This is a genomic window from Geothrix alkalitolerans (genome assembly GCF_022808885.1).
Taxonomy (GTDB): Bacteria; Acidobacteriota; Holophagae; order Holophagales; family Holophagaceae; genus Geothrix; species Geothrix alkalitolerans.
On the sequence record NZ_JAKZLE010000005.1, the window covers coordinates 167,750 to 183,784 of the forward strand.

General features: G+C 69.2%; 14 protein-coding genes. 6 read left to right on the top strand and 8 right to left on the bottom strand.

The window, feature by feature from the left end:
- Positions 1–62: 62 nt before the first annotated feature.
- The 3 genes from MLJ35_RS11350 to MLJ35_RS11360 are packed head-to-tail and all read right to left on the bottom strand — an operon-like array spanning position 63 to position 3,000.
- Positions 63–923, bottom strand: coding sequence for a flavin reductase family protein (locus MLJ35_RS11350; RefSeq protein WP_243384437.1), 861 nt, complete (start codon positions 921–923; stop codon positions 63–65).
- Positions 920–1,954, bottom strand: a complete 1,035-nt coding sequence (locus tag MLJ35_RS11355; protein ID WP_243384438.1) for a proline iminopeptidase-family hydrolase — start codon at positions 1,952–1,954, stop codon at positions 920–922. The genes MLJ35_RS11350 and MLJ35_RS11355 overlap by 4 nt, the downstream gene beginning before the upstream one ends.
- 26 nt (positions 1,955–1,980) lie before the next feature.
- Positions 1,981–3,000 carry a fumarylacetoacetate hydrolase family protein gene (locus MLJ35_RS11360; RefSeq protein WP_243384439.1) on the bottom strand — a complete coding sequence of 340 codons (1,020 nt, stop codon included), beginning with the start codon at positions 2,998–3,000 and terminating at the stop codon, positions 1,981–1,983.
- A gap of 94 nt (positions 3,001–3,094) precedes the next feature.
- Here MLJ35_RS11360 and MLJ35_RS11365 point away from each other — a divergent pair, with 94 nt between their 5' ends.
- Positions 3,095–3,991 (top strand): MBL fold metallo-hydrolase, encoded by an 897-nt coding sequence (locus MLJ35_RS11365; RefSeq protein ID WP_243384440.1) that lies wholly within the window; start codon positions 3,095–3,097, stop codon positions 3,989–3,991.
- Between the two features lie 213 nt (positions 3,992–4,204).
- Here the strand turns inward: MLJ35_RS11365 and bioA are convergent, their stop codons facing one another.
- From bioA to MLJ35_RS11385, 4 genes are all read right to left on the bottom strand, one after another.
- Positions 4,205–5,563, bottom strand: a complete 1,359-nt coding sequence (bioA, locus tag MLJ35_RS11370; RefSeq protein ID WP_243384441.1) for an adenosylmethionine--8-amino-7-oxononanoate transaminase — start codon at positions 5,561–5,563, stop codon at positions 4,205–4,207.
- 24 nt (positions 5,564–5,587) lie between these two features.
- A complete protein-coding gene (locus tag MLJ35_RS11375; protein ID WP_243384442.1) occupies positions 5,588–7,453 on the bottom strand; it encodes a cache domain-containing protein in 1,866 nt (621 codons plus the stop codon).
- A gap of 144 nt (positions 7,454–7,597) precedes the next feature.
- Complete coding sequence (bioD, locus tag MLJ35_RS11380) at positions 7,598–8,227, bottom strand: dethiobiotin synthase (protein WP_338028456.1); 630 nt, start codon at positions 8,225–8,227, stop codon at positions 7,598–7,600.
- Entirely contained in the window at positions 8,224–8,856 is a 633-nt protein-coding gene (locus tag MLJ35_RS11385) for a tetratricopeptide repeat protein (protein WP_243384444.1), read from the bottom strand. The genes bioD and MLJ35_RS11385 overlap by 4 nt, the downstream gene beginning before the upstream one ends.
- A gap of 166 nt (positions 8,857–9,022) precedes the next feature.
- On the opposite strand from MLJ35_RS11385, the gene MLJ35_RS11390 reads away from it, so the two are divergent.
- Complete coding sequence (locus MLJ35_RS11390) at positions 9,023–11,623, top strand: PAS domain S-box protein (RefSeq protein ID WP_243384445.1); 2,601 nt, start codon at positions 9,023–9,025, stop codon at positions 11,621–11,623.
- Positions 11,624–11,646: 23 nt separating this feature from the next.
- Here MLJ35_RS11390 and MLJ35_RS11395 read toward each other — a convergent pair whose 3' ends face one another.
- The gene (locus MLJ35_RS11395) at positions 11,647–12,789 is read right to left on the bottom strand and encodes an aminotransferase class I/II-fold pyridoxal phosphate-dependent enzyme (protein WP_243384446.1); all 1,143 of its coding nucleotides are present in this window, start codon (positions 12,787–12,789) and stop codon (positions 11,647–11,649) included.
- Positions 12,790–12,878: 89 nt separating this feature from the next.
- On the opposite strand from MLJ35_RS11395, the gene MLJ35_RS11400 reads away from it, so the two are divergent.
- The 4 genes from MLJ35_RS11400 to MLJ35_RS11415 are packed head-to-tail and all read left to right on the top strand — an operon-like array spanning position 12,879 to position 15,988.
- Positions 12,879–13,559 carry a Bax inhibitor-1/YccA family protein gene (locus MLJ35_RS11400; protein ID WP_243384447.1) on the top strand — a complete coding sequence of 227 codons (681 nt, stop codon included), beginning with the start codon at positions 12,879–12,881 and terminating at the stop codon, positions 13,557–13,559.
- A gap of 26 nt (positions 13,560–13,585) precedes the next feature.
- Entirely contained in the window at positions 13,586–14,680 is a 1,095-nt protein-coding gene (locus MLJ35_RS11405) for a peptidylprolyl isomerase (protein WP_243384448.1), read from the top strand.
- Positions 14,677–15,660: a peptidylprolyl isomerase gene (locus tag MLJ35_RS11410; RefSeq protein WP_243384449.1), complete on the top strand. Its 984-nt coding sequence runs from the start codon at positions 14,677–14,679 to the stop codon at positions 15,658–15,660. Before MLJ35_RS11405 ends, MLJ35_RS11410 begins: the two co-directional genes overlap by 4 nt.
- Before the next feature lie 4 nt (positions 15,661–15,664).
- Entirely contained in the window at positions 15,665–15,988 is a 324-nt protein-coding gene (locus MLJ35_RS11415; RefSeq protein WP_243294742.1) for an RNA-binding S4 domain-containing protein, read from the top strand.
- Positions 15,989–16,035: the final 47 nt, after the last annotated feature.

The window sequence follows — 16,035 nt, forward strand, 5'->3', positions numbered from 1 at the left end:
GGTGAATCCGGGGGCTGTATCGGCCCTTGGGGGGGAAGACCCAAATCCCGTGGGGCAGGTACCTAGCCGCTCCGGAGCCGGAGGGCGGCCAGGCGCCAGGCCTCGTCCAGGTCGTTCCGGACCAGGGCAGCCTGCAGGGCGCGTTCGAGGGCGTCCGGGGCCTCGGGGTCGCCGGGGTGCCGGGCCATGGCGGCGAGGTCCGGCAGGCCGGGGCTGTTGGCGAGCTGGCCCAGGTCGTTGGCCGTGAGGATGCGGCTCCGCTTGAGGGCTTCGGGCAGGGCGTCGTAGCCCAGGGGCCTGCCGGCGGGCTTGGGCACCTGGAAGACGGCCGCACCGCTGGCCCGGGTGTAGAAGGCGCCGCCGTTGCGGCCGATGAGGTCCAGCGCGTCCGGGTGGAGGAGGCCGTCCACGAAGCAGTCCTCCCGCACGTGGAAGGCCAGCACCTCGCCGAGGAGCATGAGGCCGGAACCGGGGCCCGTGCCGAGCTCCACCACCTGCTGCAGGCGGCACTCCATCTGGAAGGGACTCTCGGCGACCAGGGCGGGCTGTACGAGCCGCGCGGGCAAGGGTGTGAGGCCGCTCTTGGGGAACTCGTCCACGCCATCGGGCCACTCGGCGCTGGCCACGTTCATGGGGTGCAGCATGGCGTGGCTCACGGCGGCGATGACAAACTCCCTCGTGGCCACGGCGTTCAGGTAGGTGTGCTTCACCGTGCCGTCCCTCCCACGCCGGTTGGGCGCGAAGGCCACCGTGGGCGGGTTGGAGCCGAAGGCGTTGAAGAAGCTGAAGGGCGACAGGTTCCGCACGCCCTCCTTCGAGACCGTGCTGGCCAGGGCGATGGGCCGCGGCGCCACGCCCCCGCAGAGGAGGGCGTTGGTCTCGATGGGCGTGAGGTCGCCCGGCAGGATGGTGCGCAGGCTCATGATTTCCCGAACCGTACGGTCTTCCGGCCCGCGTCCGTCTCCTTGAGGAAGCGGATGAGGCCCTCGCAGTAGGTGCGCTGGTCGTCCCACATGGACATGTGGCTGCTGTGGGGGCAGAGGAGGAAGCTGCCGTGCTGGACCTGGGTGGAGACCCACTTCATGTGGGTGGGGTCCATGGTGTCGTAGGTGCCGCCGATGACCAGGGTGGGCATGGCCAGCCTGGGCAGGTCGGCCTTGCGGTCCCACCGCTCCAGGCGGCCCGAGGCGCCGAACTCGCTGGGGCCCTGCATGAGCACGTAGATGTCGTTGTTGGAGCGGGCATTGGCCCGCTTGACGGCATCGGGCCACTCGGGGAGTCGGCACAGGTGCTTGGCGTAGAAGTTCGGGATCAGCAGCTCCATGTAGCGGGGGTTCTCGTACTGCCCCTTGGCCTCGAGCTCCTTCACTTCCTTCACCACCGCCGGATCCATCTGCTTGGCCAGCACCTCGCTGGCGTAGCGGTTGTAGTCGGGGATGCTCATCATCATGTTCGAGATGATCAGCCCCTTGAGGTTCGCGCCGTACTTCAGCGCGTATTCCGCGGCCAGGATGCCGCCCCAGGAGTGGCCCAGCAGGTAGAAGTTGTCCTTGGTCAGGCCCAGGGCCTTGCGCACCTGCTCGACCTCCTCCACGAAGCGCTCGGTGGTCCAGAGGTCGCGGTCCTTGGGCTGGTCCGAGTAGGCCGAGCCCAGCTGGTCGTAGTAGATGAACTCGATGCCCTCGGCGGGGAGGTAGCCCTCCAGCGACTCGAAGTACTCGTGGGTGGAGCCGGGCCCCCCGTGGAGCAGCAGCAGCTTGATGCGCGGGTTGTTCCCGAACCGCTTGGTCCAGACCTTGAAGGTGCCCTTGGGCGTCTGGATGGGGATGAGCTTCACCCCGCCCTCCCGGACCTTGGCGCTGTCCGAGAAGTAGGCCTTCAGGGTGGGCTTCTGCGCGAGGACGGGGCTCGCGACGGCCAGCAGGCCGAGGAAGAAGGCGAGGGCGCGGCGCATGGTGGCTCCCGGGAGGATGAACCAGTCTAGTCCCCGGCCGGGCCGGAGGGCGTGCCGGCATAGAGGTCGGGTAGGGTGCCGCCCACCAGGTGGGGGGGCATGCCCACCAGCCGCTCGGGCACGTGGGTAATGGTGTTCACCAGCCGGCCCAGGCCCTCGATCTCCAGCACCACCTCGTCGCCGGCCTTGAGCCAGAGGTTGTCGGTGACCTTCGAGCCGTTCAGCTCCAGCAGGCAGCCCGTCCCCACGGTGCCGCTGCCGATGACCTCGCCGGGGTGCATCTGGATTCCGTAGCTGGTGCGCTGGAGGATCTGGGCGAAGGTCCAGTTCATGCTGTCCGCATTCCCATCGGACAGCCGGTGTCCATTCACCTCGCAGGTCATGCGGGCGTGGAGCAGCTCCCCGGCGGGCGTCTTCTCCAGATCCAGCTCGTCCTTGGTCACCAGCCAGGGGCCCAGGCTGGTGGCGAAGTCCTTGCCCTTGCAGGGGCCGAGGGACAGCTTCATCTCCTCCATCTGGAGCATGCGGGCGCTCCAGTCGTTCATCACCAGGTATCCGAAGATGGCGTCGTCAGCCTCCTCCAGCGTGGCGTTCTTCAGGGGCCGGCCCGTGACGATGGCCACCTCCAGCTCGAAGTCCAGGCGCGTCAGGTGGTGGTCCTGCACCTGCACCTCGCCGGGGCCCGTGACGGCCAGGTGGTTGGTGAAGTAGGTGACGGGGAACAGGTCGAACTGGGGAATCATGTCCAGGCCCCGGTTGCGCCGCGCGGTGGCCACGTGCTGGCGGAAGGCGTAGCCGTCGCGCATGGAGACGGGCCGGGGGATGGGCGCCAGCAGGCGCGCGGTGCCGGGATCCAACAGGGTCTGGGCCGGCGGCGCCGCGGTCAGGGCCCGGGCCAGGGGCATCAGCTCGTCCTGGCGGCGGATGAGGGTCAGCATGTCCACGGCCAGGCGGGGCTCGGCGGCGGCGAAGTCGAGGATGCGGCCGTCCGCCATGACGGCGCCGATCTTCTCCGCGTCGGCCTTCAGGAAAGTCACCAGCTTCATCGGTCGCTCCAGGGCAGGAAACCCAGTCTACAGCTGGAAAAACACGACTCAGGCATCGTCATTCGGGAGGCGCGGGACCCGGTACACTCAGGCCATGCGCGCCCTCATCCTCGCCACGACCCTCCTGCTGCCGGGAACCGCCATGACGCCCTCCGCCCCCGCGACCGCCTCCCGCCTCGAGCCGCTTCGCCTGGGCCGATTGCAGGTGTGGAAGCTGCAGGATGGTCGGCTCTCCCTCGCCGTGTCGCTGCTCAAGGGCCTCGACCCCGCCGAGGCGCGGCGGATGCTGGGCGGCAGGGACGCCGCGGACACGCCGGTGAATGCCTTCCTCGTACGGATGCCAGGCCACACCGTCCTGGTGGATACGGGCATGGGCAAGGATCCCGAGGAGGACTCGGGCCACCTGGAAGCGCAGCTCGCCGCGGCGGGCGTGGCGCCCGCCGACATCGACCTGGTCCTCATCACCCACGAGCACTTCGACCACATCGGCGGGCTGGTGAAGGCCGATGGTTCGAGGACCTTCCCCAGGGCGGTCCTGCGGGTGGCCCGCCGCGAGCACGCCTTCTGGACGGAGGACCCCTCGCGCCTGCCCGAGCGCCTGCGGGACCGGGCGCCAAAGCTGAAGGCTCTCTTCGAGACCTACGGGAAGGCCGGAGCTTTCCGACCCTTCGAGGACGGCGAGGAACTCGCCCCGGGCCTCCGCGCCCTCCCGGCCCACGGCCATACCGGTGGCCACACCGTCTACGCCTTCACCTCCGAGGGCCGAGAGCTCTGGTGCATCGGCGACCTCATCCACTTCGGCGCGGTGCAGTTCCAGCATCCGGAAGCGGGCGTGGCCTTCGACCTGGACGGGGACCGCGCCGTCAAGGTCCGCCAGGAGCTGTTCCGCGAAGCCGCCCACCGGCAGGTGGCCCTGGCCGGAGCCCACCTGCCGCAGATCGTGCGGATCGCGCCGAAGGGCACGGGCTACGAAGCCGTGCCAGTGCCCTGATGCTTCCCGACGTCAAGGCAGCAAGAAGAACGCGAAGGGCGCGAAAAACAAGCTCTGGTGTTACAGCATAGGACCTCCGGGCTGCGCATCGCGCGACCTGGGGCCGGAGGCCCGGATGTCCGATGCCGACGCGCCAGCGCGTACTTTCGCGCCCTTCGCTTCCTTTATTCGCGGTCTTCGCGTTCCTCTTTTCAGGCTATGGGTGATGCCGCCTCAGAGCAGCGCCAGCAGGGTCTCGGCGGCCTCGCGGATCCGTGCGGGGGGCGTGCTGAGGGGCGGCAGCAGGTAGAGGCAGTCGCCCATGGGCCGCACCAGCAGCCCGTGCTCCAGGGCGCGGCGGTGGAGCCGCCAGCCGAAGCGGTCGTCGGCGGGGTGCGCTTCCCCGGTGGCGGGATCCACCAGCCGGCAGGCGCCGATGGCACCCAGCACCCGGGCCTGGCGCACGGCGGGATGCGCGGCCAGGGCCGCAAAGGCGGCCGTCATCGCGTCGTTCAGGGCGGCGGCGTTGGCCAGCACGGGCTCCTCGTCGAAGAGGGCGAGGCTGGCGCAGGCCACGGCGCAGGCGGCGGGGTTGCCCGTGTAGCTGTGGCCGTGGAGGAAGGCCCGGCCCGAGGCGGGCGTGCCCCAGAAGTGGCGGTAGAGCTCCTCCGTGGCCCAGGTCATGGACAGGGGCAGGGTGCCGCCCGTGAGGCCCTTGGAGAGGCAGAGCAGGTCCGGCGCGATGCCAGCTTGTTCACAGGCGAGGAAGGTTCCGGTGCGGCCGAAGCCCGTGGCCACCTCGTCGAGGATGAGGTAGACGCCGTGGGCGTCGCACTGGGCGCGCAGCTCCCGGAGCAGTTCCGGCGGCCACATGCGCATGCCTCCGGCGCACTGGATCAGGGGCTCCGCGATGAAGGCGGCCAGGCGCTCGCCGTGTGCGACGAAGAAGGCGACCAAGGCCTGGCGGGCGGCTTCCAGGCGTTCAGGCCAGCCCGTGAGGTCACCTGCCAACTCCCGGCGCGGGTCCTCGGGCACCTCCAGGCGCTCGCAGGCCAGCAGCAGGGGGCGGAAGAGGCCCGTCATGAAGTTGTCCAGCTCGCCCACGCCCACGGCGCCCAGCGTGTCGCCGTGGTAGCCGCCGCGCAGGGCGCCGAAGCGGTCACGGCCCTTCTGGCCCCGCTGGAGCTGGGCCTGGAAGGCCATCTTGAGGGCCACCTCCACGGCCGTGCTGCCGTCGTCGGAGAAGAAGGCGCGGGTGAGGTTCGGCGGCAGCTTCGGCCGCAGCCGCACCACCAGCTCCAGGGCGGGCTCGTGAGTGAAGCCGGCGAACATCACATGGTCGAGCTTCGCGGCCTGGCGCTCCAGGGCGCTCACCAGCCTCGGGTGGCCGTGGCCGTGGAGGCAGGTCCACCAGCTGGAGACGCCGTCCAGCACCCGCTCTCCGTTGGCCAGAAGCAGGTCGCAGCCCTCCCCGCCGATGACGGGCACCGGCGGGTCGGCCTCGTGCACCTGCATCTGCGTGAAGGGATGCCACACGTGGGCGCGGTCCAGGGCTAGGCGATCGGTCCAATCGGGGGGCAGGGGCGTCGGCATGGCTCCAGTCTAGGCCAGCCCCGCTCAGGTCTTGGGATCGGCGCGCGGGACTTCGGGGTAGAGCCGCCGGGCGCACTCGGGACAGATGCCGTGGGTGAAGTCGGCCTCGGTGTGCTCGGAGATGTAGGTCTCCAGCTGGTTCCAGGACCCCTTGTCGTCGCGGATCTTCTTGCACGAGGCGCAGATGGGGATGATGCCGTGAAGCGTCTTGATGGTGTCCAGGGCGGTCTGCAGCTCCTGGGTGCGCGTGGCCACCCGCTGCTCGAGGGTGGCCTTCATGTCGCTCAGCTCGCGGAAGGAGACCCGGAGCGCGTCAGTCATCTGCCGGAAGCGGTCGTTGAGGTGCTGGGTCTCCCTGATGCGGCTGGGGGGCAGGGTCAGGTCGGTGCCCGGACCCTCCCCGAGGCGCTCCGGAAAGGCGCGGGTGGCTTCCTCCAGGCGGGCGATGGCCGCGGTGAATCCCCGGCTGAGCAGGTGGGCCAGGGCGATGGTCAGGAGGATGAGGAGCAGCAGCGTGCCGAGGCCCCGGATGGTGATCCGGCTCAGGCTCGAGATCACGGGGACCTGGGGGGATTCCACCACCAGCTTCCAGGGGAGCTGCGGGCTCAGGAGGCCTTCCTGGACGATGAAGGACTCGCTCCACCGCTGCATGGTGCTGCGCCCCGGCCGGGCCGGGGGGATGACGTGCCAGACGCCCTCGCCGAGTGGGCGGCGCTCGCCGGGCGGCGGCGCGAAGGATGACATCATGGCCAGGTCCTTCCGGGTGCTGGCGACCACCCGCCCGGACCGGTCGAGCAGGGTCAGCCGGGCGTCGGCGGAGCCGGCGATGATGGCGAGAACCTCATGGATCTGCGTGGCATCCACGATGCCGATGCAGTAGCCGTCATACCGTCCATCCCTGATCACGGGGACCACGAGAGAGATGACCGGCTCCGGCCTGCCGACGCGGCCCATGACGATGTCGGCCACCCAGGGCCTGAGGGACTGCCGCAGGGTTGGGATGTAGGGCCGATCGGAGAAGTTCCGGCCGAGGGTGGAGCGGCCCAGGTCATCGACCAGGGGGCTGAAGGCGATGACGTCCGCATGGACATCCAGCACGCCGGCCCGCTTGAAGGCCGGCATGGCCGTCCGGATGGCTTCCACGGTTCGCTGCAGGTCCTCCCGCCGCTGGTTCGGCAGGGAGGCCAGGCTCGCCAGCGTGGCGATGCTCTGGTGCCGGTCCTCGATCCAGGTCTGGAGCATCTGGCGGCCCACCAGGTCCAGTGCGGCGCTCTGGCGGAGCATGTCCTGCTGGCCCCTGCGGGCCTCCTGGCGGACGATGACCGTCAGGAAGAGAAGGGCCGGGAAGGTCACGAGGGACACGGCCGTGACGAAGACCACGGAACGGAAGGCCGGGCGGACCTCTCCGACCCCGCGGGATCGCGCCCGCCAGGCCAGGTGGAGGATGCAGGCCAACAGGGCGTTGAGAATGCCGTTGATGGCCTGCTTCAGGAAGATCAACCCCGTCGTCTGGGCCGGGACCCGAAGCACGAGGTGGTAGAACACCCAGATCAGGGGGATCCCCAGGGCGCCCCAGAAGAGGAGGTCCGCCAGGAGGAGATCCCACGAGCGACGCCGCACGAGCCAGCCCACGAAGAGGGCCTCGCCCGCGAAGATCACCATGGCCCAGGGGTGGTTCCAGAGGATCCAGGTGGCGCTGCCCGCGATGAGGGCCGCCACCACGCCGGGCCCCTCGCCGGCGTGGAGGATCACGAGCATCACGAGGACCGATCCGAAGATGAGGTCCACATTGAAGAAGATCTCGTAGCGCAACAGGTTGACCAGCAGCCCGGTGACTCCGAACAGAAGCGGGAGCACCAACCGGCGTCGCAGAGGCGTGGGGGCTGACATCGAATCCTTCCCGAGGGGAAAGGGAAAGGCTGAAGGGGTGCTGAACGGCTTTCCAGCCGGGCGCGAAGCATCCGCAAGCGATGGCATCAGAGGGTGCGAGCCGCCTGAAGATAGCGTAGGGATCGGCTCGATGGGCTCTGGATGTTATTTCAGGACATGTACGGGAATGGGAAGGAATCCCTGCAGAACGGTCGCATTCTCGTCTGCTGCTTCCTGGGTCGCGTCATCGGCGCCAGGGTTGAGCAGCACGGCCTCGATCCGCCAGCCGCGGAGCATGAGGGCCTCGGCGCTGAGCAGGGTGTGGTTCAAGGTGCCGAGGCCGCCCAGGGCCACCAGCACGCAGGGGATCTTCAGGTCTGTGGCCCAGGCCAGGAAGTGCCGGTTCGGCGCCAGGGGCACCATGAGGCCGCCCACGCCTTCCAGCAGGATGCGGCCATCGGCGGGCCGGCGGCACCATGCGGCGGTGGCCTCGAGGTCGAGGGCGAGCCCTTCCCGCAGGGCCGCGGCCAGGGGAGACAGGGGCGCCCGGAGGAGGACGCAGCCTTCGGCGGTGATGCCGGGGCCGACCACGGCGCTGGCATCAGCCTCGGGGTGATCGGGCCGGTCCACGCCCGTTTGGAAGGGCTTGCGGTAGCTCACGGGACCCGAAGCGGCCCAGGTCCTCGCGATGCGCGAGGACACAAAGGTCTTCCCCACGCCCGTCCCGGTGCCGAGGACCCAAAGCGGGCTGGGGAGGGCGTCCAGGTCGAGCCTGGGAGCGGCCGGAGGCCTCAGCGGGGCGCCGCCCCGGTCTTGAGCTGAGCCAGCAGCTGCCGGGCCTGGACGGCCTGGGGGCTGTTCGGGGCCATGACCAGCACCTTGTTGAAGGCCTTGGCCGCTTCATCGGGCTTGTTGAGATCGCCGGCGTACACGATGCCGAGGTTGAAGACGCTGGGCACGTGGGAGGGATTGATCTTGCCGGCCTTCTGGAAGTTGGCGATGGCCTTGTCGAACTGGTTGAGCTGGCGGTACATCACGCCCTGGTCCGTGAGGATGTCGGCGTCATCGGGCTTCAGGGCCAGGGCCTTGGCATAGGCCTCCACCGCCTTCTGCGGCTGGTGGCTGTCGAAGTAGTCATTGCCAAGGCCCACCCAGGCGTCGTGGTTCTTGGGCTCGGCCTTCACGAGGGCTTCCAGCTTGATGATGCGGGCCTGCATCTCCGCGTTGGGGAGGCCCATGCCCGGCGGGATCTGGCCGGGGGCCGGGGCTCCCGCGGCCATGCCGCCGCCCAGGGAGGGCGCCTGCATCACCACGCCCCCTGCGGGGATGGCGGGGGTGGGGGAGGCGGCATCCTTGGCGCCGCTGCCGCCGACGAGGTAGCCCGCGAGGAATCCCACGGCAAGGCCTCCGACCAAGGCGAACATGGTGTTCCGATTCAAAAGCCACCTCCTGAAGACCTTCCGGTCGCCTGGAATTCTCCCACAGGTTGCATCCAGGGGGTTGGGCCGATGGGACGCCAGTTGAGCCTCCCGGATCGGGTGGGTTCGTGCCAGGATAATTCCGATCCCAAGCTTCCAGTACGAGGTACCCGTGGCCGACCCCATGCCCAGTCCAGCCGCCCCGGGCCGAGTCCGCGCTGCGCTGGTGCTGGTGGTCGGGGTGATGCTCAGCCTGGTGGGGTATTTCGTGTCCCGGGATGCCTACCACCGCCAGGTGGAGGCGCAGTTCCGCGAGGCGGCCCGGGACCGCGCCGAGAGCGTGGCCCAGGGGCTCCGCCATGGGTTCGAGGACGTCCTCGTGCTGCGGAGCTATTTCGAGTCCAGCGACGACGTGAGCCGGGCCGACTTCGATGCCTTCACCGCACCCACCCTCGCCATGCACCCCTACATCCAGGCCTTCCAGTGGCTGCCGGAGGTGGGCCCGGAGAACCGTCGCGCCCTGGAGGCCGAGGGCAGGCGCTTCCAGCCGCAGTTCCGCTTCTTCGGGAAGGACGGGAGCGGCCGGAACGTCCCCTTGCGCCAGGACCACCGCTTCTTCGCCATCCAGTTCGTGGCGCCCTACCCGGGGAACGAAGTGACCCTGGGCTATGCGGCAGAGCATCTGGCCACCCGCCAGGAGGCATTGCTCCGCGCGCTACGCACCGGGGACGTCTCCGCCAGCGGCGGGATCCGCCTCATCCAGGAGAAGGGCGAGCAGACCGGGATCCTGGCCATGGCCGCAGTGAGGGATCGGCGCGGCCACCCGCTGGGCGTGGTCCAGTGCGTCTTGAGGGCGGGGGACCTGGTCCAGAAGTCCATCGCCATCCTGAAGCCCCGGGGGATGGAGTTGCTCCTGCTGGACGACAGCGCGCCGCCGTCGGAAGGCCTGCTGCATCGGGAACCCTCGCCCCTGCCAGCGTTAGGCCAGGGGAGCCCCTCCCGGCTTCGGTACGCCCTCGGGTTCGACCTCGCCGGACGGCGGTGGCAGGTGGTGGTGACGCCGGCCCCGGGCTACTACGACCTGGCCGCCGGATGGCGGGCCTGGGGCATCCTGGCCGGGGGACTCGTCTTCAGCCTGGTCCTCTCGGGTTATGTCCGCGCCCTGCTGGCGGGCCAGGTGAAGGTCCGGACCCAGGTGGAGGCCCGGACGCGCGAGCTGGCGCTGGAGACCGAGAGCCACCGGCGGGACGCCCAGGCGCTGAGGGAGAGCGAAGCGCGATTCCGCCACCTGGTGGAGGTGATGGGGGAGGGCATGTGGGTGCTGGATCCGGAGGGGAGGACCACCTTCGTCAACCGGCGCATGGCCCAGATCCTGGGCTACGCCCCAGAGGAGATGATCGGCCGACCCCTGTCCGACTTCATGTTCGAAGAGGACCGCGAAATCTCGGATCGCAACATGGCGCAGCGGAGGAACGGGATCAGCGCCCAGCACGACTTCCGGTTCCGGAGGAAGGATGGCGAGGAGGTCTGGACCATCGTCACCGGCAATCCCGTGATGGACGAGGACAAGCGCGTGGTGAGCGTGCTGGGCATCATCACGGACATCACGGAGCGCCGCCGGGCCGAGCAGGCGCAGCTCCAGAGCCAGAAGCTGGAGAGCCTCGGCGTGCTCGCGGGGGGCATCGCCCACGACTTCAACAACCTGCTCACGGCCATCCTGGGAAACATCAGCCTCGCCCAGATGTGCACGCCGCCCCTGTCCCCCGCGCGACCCTACCTGGAGAACCTGGAGAAGTCGGTCCACCGCGCCACCGGCCTCACGAGGCAGATGCTGGCCTACTCCGGCAGGGGCCGATTCCTGGTCGAACCCCTGGACCTGAACCAGGCCGTGGAGGAGATGTCCCACCTGCTGGGAGTCTCCATCTCCAAGAAGGTGGCACTTCGGTTCCAGCTCCAACCGGACCTCCCGGCCCTCATGGCCGAGACCTCCCAGATCCAGCAGGTGGTCATGAACCTCGTCACCAACGCCTCAGAGGCCATCGGCGACGGGGAGGGCATCGTCTCGATCCGCACGGGGACGCAGGTCTACTCGGAGGAGGAGCTGGTCAGGGACTTCCCCGGTCAGGCCATCGCGCCCGGCACCTTCATCACCCTGGAAGTCTCGGACACGGGACAGGGGATGAGTCCGGACGTGCAGGCTCGCATCTTCGAACCCTTCTTCACCACCAAGTTCACGGGCCGGGGCCTGGGGCTGTCGGCCATGCAGGGCATCGTCCGCGGCCACAAGGGCGGCATCCGCGTCTACAGCGAGGTCGGCAAGGGGACCACGTTCAAGCTGATCTTCCCGGCGGGGCTGGAGATGGAGTCGAGCCCGGCCCGAGAGGACGTCACCGCGAACTGGAGCGGGTCCGGGACCATCCTGGTGGTCGATGACGAAGAGAGCGTGCGGAGCGTGGCGGATGCCCTCCTGAGATCCATGGGATTCGATGTCATCCAGGCCAGGGATGGCCAGGAGGGTCTGGACCGCTTCAGGGACGAAGGCCGCCGGATCAGGGCGGTGCTCCTGGACCTCACCATGCCGCACATGAACGGGGTCGAGACCTTCCGCAAGCTGAGGGCCCTCGACCCCGCCTGTCGGGTGGTGCTGATGAGCGGCTACAACGAGCAGGAGGCCGTCCAGGAGTTCCTGGGCAAGGGCCTCGTTGCCTTCGTGCAGAAGCCCTTCCAGCGCGCGGGCCTGATGCAGGCCATGCAGATGGCCCTGGGAGGCTGACCCCCGACGGGCTTCGCGGGCCGTCAGGTCCCCGAAGCCTCCAAGGCCAGGGCCTCCGCGAGGGCCAGGATCTGCGAGTCCCCCAGGTGGGCGCCGGTGGTGATCCGCAGGCGCGCCGAGCCCTCCGGCACCGTGGGAGGGCGCACGGCCCGCACATCGAAGCCCCGGGCCTGGAGGCGGCCGGCCAGGCGCACCGCTTCCGCATCAGGGCCCACGGGCACCGGGACGATGGCCGAAGGCGCCTGGGCCTGCCCCAGGGCCCGTCGGAGAAGGGCGGCGTGGGCCTGGGCCCGCTCGCGCCGCCAGGGCTCCGCCAGAGCGAGGCGCACGCCCGCCAGGGCCGCGCCGACGACGGGCGGCGGCAGGGCCGTGGAGAAGATGAAACCCCGGGCCGTGTTGACCAGATGCTCGCGCATCAGGCCGTCGCAGCAGATGAAAGCCCCGAAGGACCCCAGGGCCTTGCCGAGGGTGCCCATGACCAGCGGCACGCGGCCGTGGACGCCCTGGTGCTGGGCCAGGCCGGCGCCGTCCGCGCCGAGGAGGCCCGTGGCGTGGGCTTCGTCGACCAGGAGCAGGGCGCCGTGGCGGTCGCACAGGGCCAGCAGGGCCGGCAGATCCGCCGCGTCGCCGTCCATGCTGAACACGGCGTCCGTCGCCACCAGGGCCAGGGCGCCCTCCGGGGCCGAGGCCCGCCAGAGCTCGAGCTGCCGAGCGAGGTCCTCCAGGTCGAGGTGCCGAAAGATGCCCAGGTGGGCGCCCCCGGCGCGGGCCAGGCGGCAGCCGTCCACCAGCGAGGCGTGGTTGAGGGCGTCGGAGAAGACGGCGTCGCCGGCGCCGGCGAGGGCAGGGATGAGCGTGGCGTTGGCCTGGAAGCCGGTGTTGAAGAGGAGGCAAGCCTCCGCGCCCTTCCAGGCGGCGAGGGCCGCCTCCAGCTCGTCATGAAGGGGGGTGGTGCCCCGGAGGAGGCGCGCGCCTCCCGCGCCGGCCCCGTGCTCGCGGGCCGCCGACGCCGCGGCCTCGGCCAACCGCGGGTCCCGCCGCAGCCCCAGGTAGTCGTTGGAGCAGAAGTCCACGCCCGCGGGCGGGTGGATGGCCCGGTCCCGGCCCAGGGAACGGCGGCGATCCGACTGATGCCGGAGGCGTTGCAGCCAGGGTGGGGGGATCACGGAACCTCGGGGTCCTTGGAGGCAGGGTAAGGGTGGGGGGAATGTTAGGATCTGAGGGGGATCCACACGGATCCCCCTTGGAGCGTGGCATGGATTACCAGCAGTCGTGGCAGGGGGCTTCCACCGGAGCGCAGTCCCGCGTCGATTTTGTCCGAAGCGTCTATTTGTGGCTCATGGGCGGTTTCGCCGTGGCGGCCCTGGGCGCCTTCAGCGCCCCCCTGGTGGGGACTGCCCTGATCTCCGTGGCGGGCCGCTTCTGGTTCTGGGTGCTGTTCGGCATCCAGTTCGGATCGCTGATGTTCGCCTCCCGAGTGAGCCGCCGGAAGCCCCTCAATCGGGTGGCCTACGTCCTGTTCACCTTCATCTCGGGCGTCATCGCGGGCATCGTGGCCCTGGCGCTGGCCCAGGGTGCCGGGTTCATGCCCGTCTTCATGGCCTTCGGCCTCACGGGCGTGGTGTTCCTCACCCTGACGGTCACCGCCTTCGTGTCCAAGAAGGACTTCAGCTTCCTTCGGAACTTCGTCATCGTCGGCATCGCCGTGATGTTCTTCGGCAGCCTGGCGGCGGCCATCTTCCACCTGGAGACCTTCAGCCTGATCATCTCCGGCGTCGCGGTCATCGCCTGCTCGGCCAAGCTGCTCTGGGACACCTCCGCCATGCTCCGAACCAATGATTTTGGCGATCCCGCCGGCTTCGCCCTGGCCCTGTTCGTGAGCCTCTACAACATCCTGATCTCCCTGATGAACCTTCTCGGCGGACGTCGCCGCTAGCGCCTTTCCGGCACCCAAGGAATCCCATGCTCCGTGCTTCCCTGATCTCCATGATCGCCCTCGGTGTCGTCGCACAGGAGCCCGCCAAGGCTCCCGCGCCGGCTCCGGCTCAAGCCCAGGCTGCTCCAGCACCGGCCCAGGCCGCTGCCCCGAAACCCCAGGCCCCCGCGCCCAAACCCCAGACCCCCGCGCCCAAGCCCGAAGAGGTGGTGCTGGCCAAGGTGGGCGGCGAGCCCATCACCGAGGCCGATTTCCAGGCCGCCTTCCGCCTGCTGAACCAGCAGGAGCAGATGCAGATCCTCATGATCCAGGGCGGCAAGGAAGAGTTCATCAAGCGCATGGCCGAGAGCAAGCTCCTGGCCGTGAAGGCCAAGCGCATGGGGCTGGACCAGACCCCTGCCTTCCATCAGGCCGTGGAGCGCACCAAGGATGACCTGCTCGCCCGCGAGTACCTGGCCAAGGAGAGCGAAGCCCTCCAGAAGAAGCTCGCGGTCTCCGACGATGACGTGAAGGCGTTCTACGAGAAGCACAAGGACCGCTTCAAGCAGCCCGAGCTGGCCAGCGTGCGCCACATCCTGGTGTCCGTGAAGCACCAGGGCGAGGAGAAGGGCCTGAGCGAAGCCGAGGCCAAGGCCAAGATCGCGAAGATCCAGGCCGAGCTGAAGAAGGGCGCCAAGTTCGACGCCCTGGCGAAGAAGTACAGCGACGACCCGGGCAGCAAGGAGAACGGCGGCCTCTACGAAGATGCCGACCCTTCCACCTGGGTGCCCGAGTTCGGCGCCGCCGCCCGCACCCAGCCCATCGGCAAGGTGGGGGCCCCGGTGAAAACCCAGTTCGGCTACCACCTGGTGAAGGTGGAAAGCCGCAAGCCGGCCCGTGAAGTGCCCTTCGAGGAGGCCAAGCAGGTGGCCGAGCAGGGCGCCCAGCGGGAGCGGCAGGCCGCGATCTGGAATGAGCTGATGGACAGCCTCCGCAAGGAGATCCCCTTCGAGCTGACCAAGCCCTCGCCCTCGGAGGCCCCCGCGCCCAAGGCGCCGGCGGCGCCGAAGGCCGAGGATCCCAAGGTCGCCCCCCAGGCCGCTCCCAAGGAAGGTGAAGCGCCCAAGGGAGGTGCCCGTTGAAGGCGCTGAATCCCGTCCTCGCCCTGGCACTGCTGGCGCCCGCAGGGCTGCGCGCCGAGGTGCGCGAGGAAATTCTCGTCATCGTCAACAGCCACATCATCACCCGCCGCGATCTGACGCAGGCCGTGGAGCAGCAGAACGCGGCCCTCTACCGCCAGTTCTCCGGCAAGGAGCTGGATGAGAAGCTGCAGACCGCCCGGGAGAAGACCCTGCAGGGGATGATCGACGCCTACCTGCTGGAGGACAAGGGTGACGAGCTGGGCTCGCCCATCACGGACGACTACGTCCGCGCCAGCATCGACGGCATCAAGAAGGAGAACAACTTTGCCACGGACGCCGATCTGGAGCGGGCGCTGAAGACCAGCCTCGGCATCGGCCTCCCGGAGTTCATGAAGCGCCAGAAGCAGCAGGCCACCCAGCAGTACGTCCTGCAGCGGGAGGTGTTCTCGAAGGTGGCCGTGGAAGACAACGAGCTGCGGGCCTACTACGAGGACCACAAGGACGAGTACCGCCTCCCCAGCCGCTTCCGCATCCGGGAGCTGGTGCTGGCCAAGGGCGCCACGCCCGAGGAACTGGCGGCGACCCGCGCGAAGCTGGCGGAGATCCAGGCGGCGCTCAAGGCCGGAAAGTCCTTCGAGGAGCTGGCCCGCCAGAACTCCGTGAGCCCCAGCAAGGCCACCGGGGGCGACCTGGGCTGGATGAACAAGGGCTTCCTCCGCGCCAGCATCGAGGAGGCCGCGGTGAAGCTCAAACCCGAGCAGGTCTCGGCCCCCATCGAGACGGACAAGGACATCTACCTCATCCAGCTCATCGCCCTGGAGGACGCGCCGGTCAAGGACTTCGCGGAAGTGAAGGCCAAGATCCTGGAGAAGCTCCAGGAGCCCAAGGCCCAGAACGCCATCGAGCAGTACCTCGCCAACCTGCGGATGCGCGCGAACATCCGCTACCTGGTGCCCAAGGAACAGATCCTGAAAGGCTGATGCCGTGCGTCTCGACGCATTCCTCAAGAAGAGCCTGCTCATCAAGCGGCGCGAGCTGGCCAATCAGCTCTGCGACGAGGGGATGGTGCGCGTGAACAACGTGCCCCGGAAGGCCAGCCACGAGGTCAAGGTCCAGGACGAGCTGGAGTTCCCCTTGTACAACCGCGTGCTGAAGGTCCGGGTGCTCTCGCTGCCGGAAGGCAACGTGAAGAAAGCGGACCAGTGGTCGCTCTTCGAGGTGCTGGAGGACAAGCGGCTGCCCCTGGACCTGGGCTACGGCGACGAGGACCCCTTTTCCTCCCCGTCCAAGCCGCCGCGCAGTCATTGACAGCCGTTGTCGCATCGGCCGCCCGAGCCTGATGGGACAGAAGGAGA

What these genes read in the sequence shown, in the direction of transcription:
- MLJ35_RS11400 (WP_243384447.1), top strand. Translation starts at nt 12,879, where the DNA reads ATGGATTACCAGCAGTCGTGGCAGGGGGCTTCCACCGGAGCGCAGTCC.
- MLJ35_RS11375 (WP_243384442.1), bottom strand. Translation starts at nt 7,453, where the DNA reads ATGTCAGCCCCCACGCCTCTGCGACGCCGGTTGGTGCTCCCGCTTCTG.
- MLJ35_RS11355 (WP_243384438.1), bottom strand. Translation starts at nt 1,954, where the DNA reads ATGCGCCGCGCCCTCGCCTTCTTCCTCGGCCTGCTGGCCGTCGCGAGC.
- bioA (WP_243384441.1), bottom strand. Translation starts at nt 5,563, where the DNA reads ATGCCGACGCCCCTGCCCCCCGATTGGACCGATCGCCTAGCCCTGGAC.
- MLJ35_RS11405 (WP_243384448.1), top strand. Translation starts at nt 13,586, where the DNA reads ATGCTCCGTGCTTCCCTGATCTCCATGATCGCCCTCGGTGTCGTCGCA.
- MLJ35_RS11365 (WP_243384440.1), top strand. Translation starts at nt 3,095, where the DNA reads ATGCGCGCCCTCATCCTCGCCACGACCCTCCTGCTGCCGGGAACCGCC.
- MLJ35_RS11350 (WP_243384437.1), bottom strand. Translation starts at nt 923, where the DNA reads ATGAGCCTGCGCACCATCCTGCCGGGCGACCTCACGCCCATCGAGACC.
- MLJ35_RS11385 (WP_243384444.1), bottom strand. Translation starts at nt 8,856, where the DNA reads ATGTTCGCCTTGGTCGGAGGCCTTGCCGTGGGATTCCTCGCGGGCTAC.
- MLJ35_RS11360 (WP_243384439.1), bottom strand. Translation starts at nt 3,000, where the DNA reads ATGAAGCTGGTGACTTTCCTGAAGGCCGACGCGGAGAAGATCGGCGCC.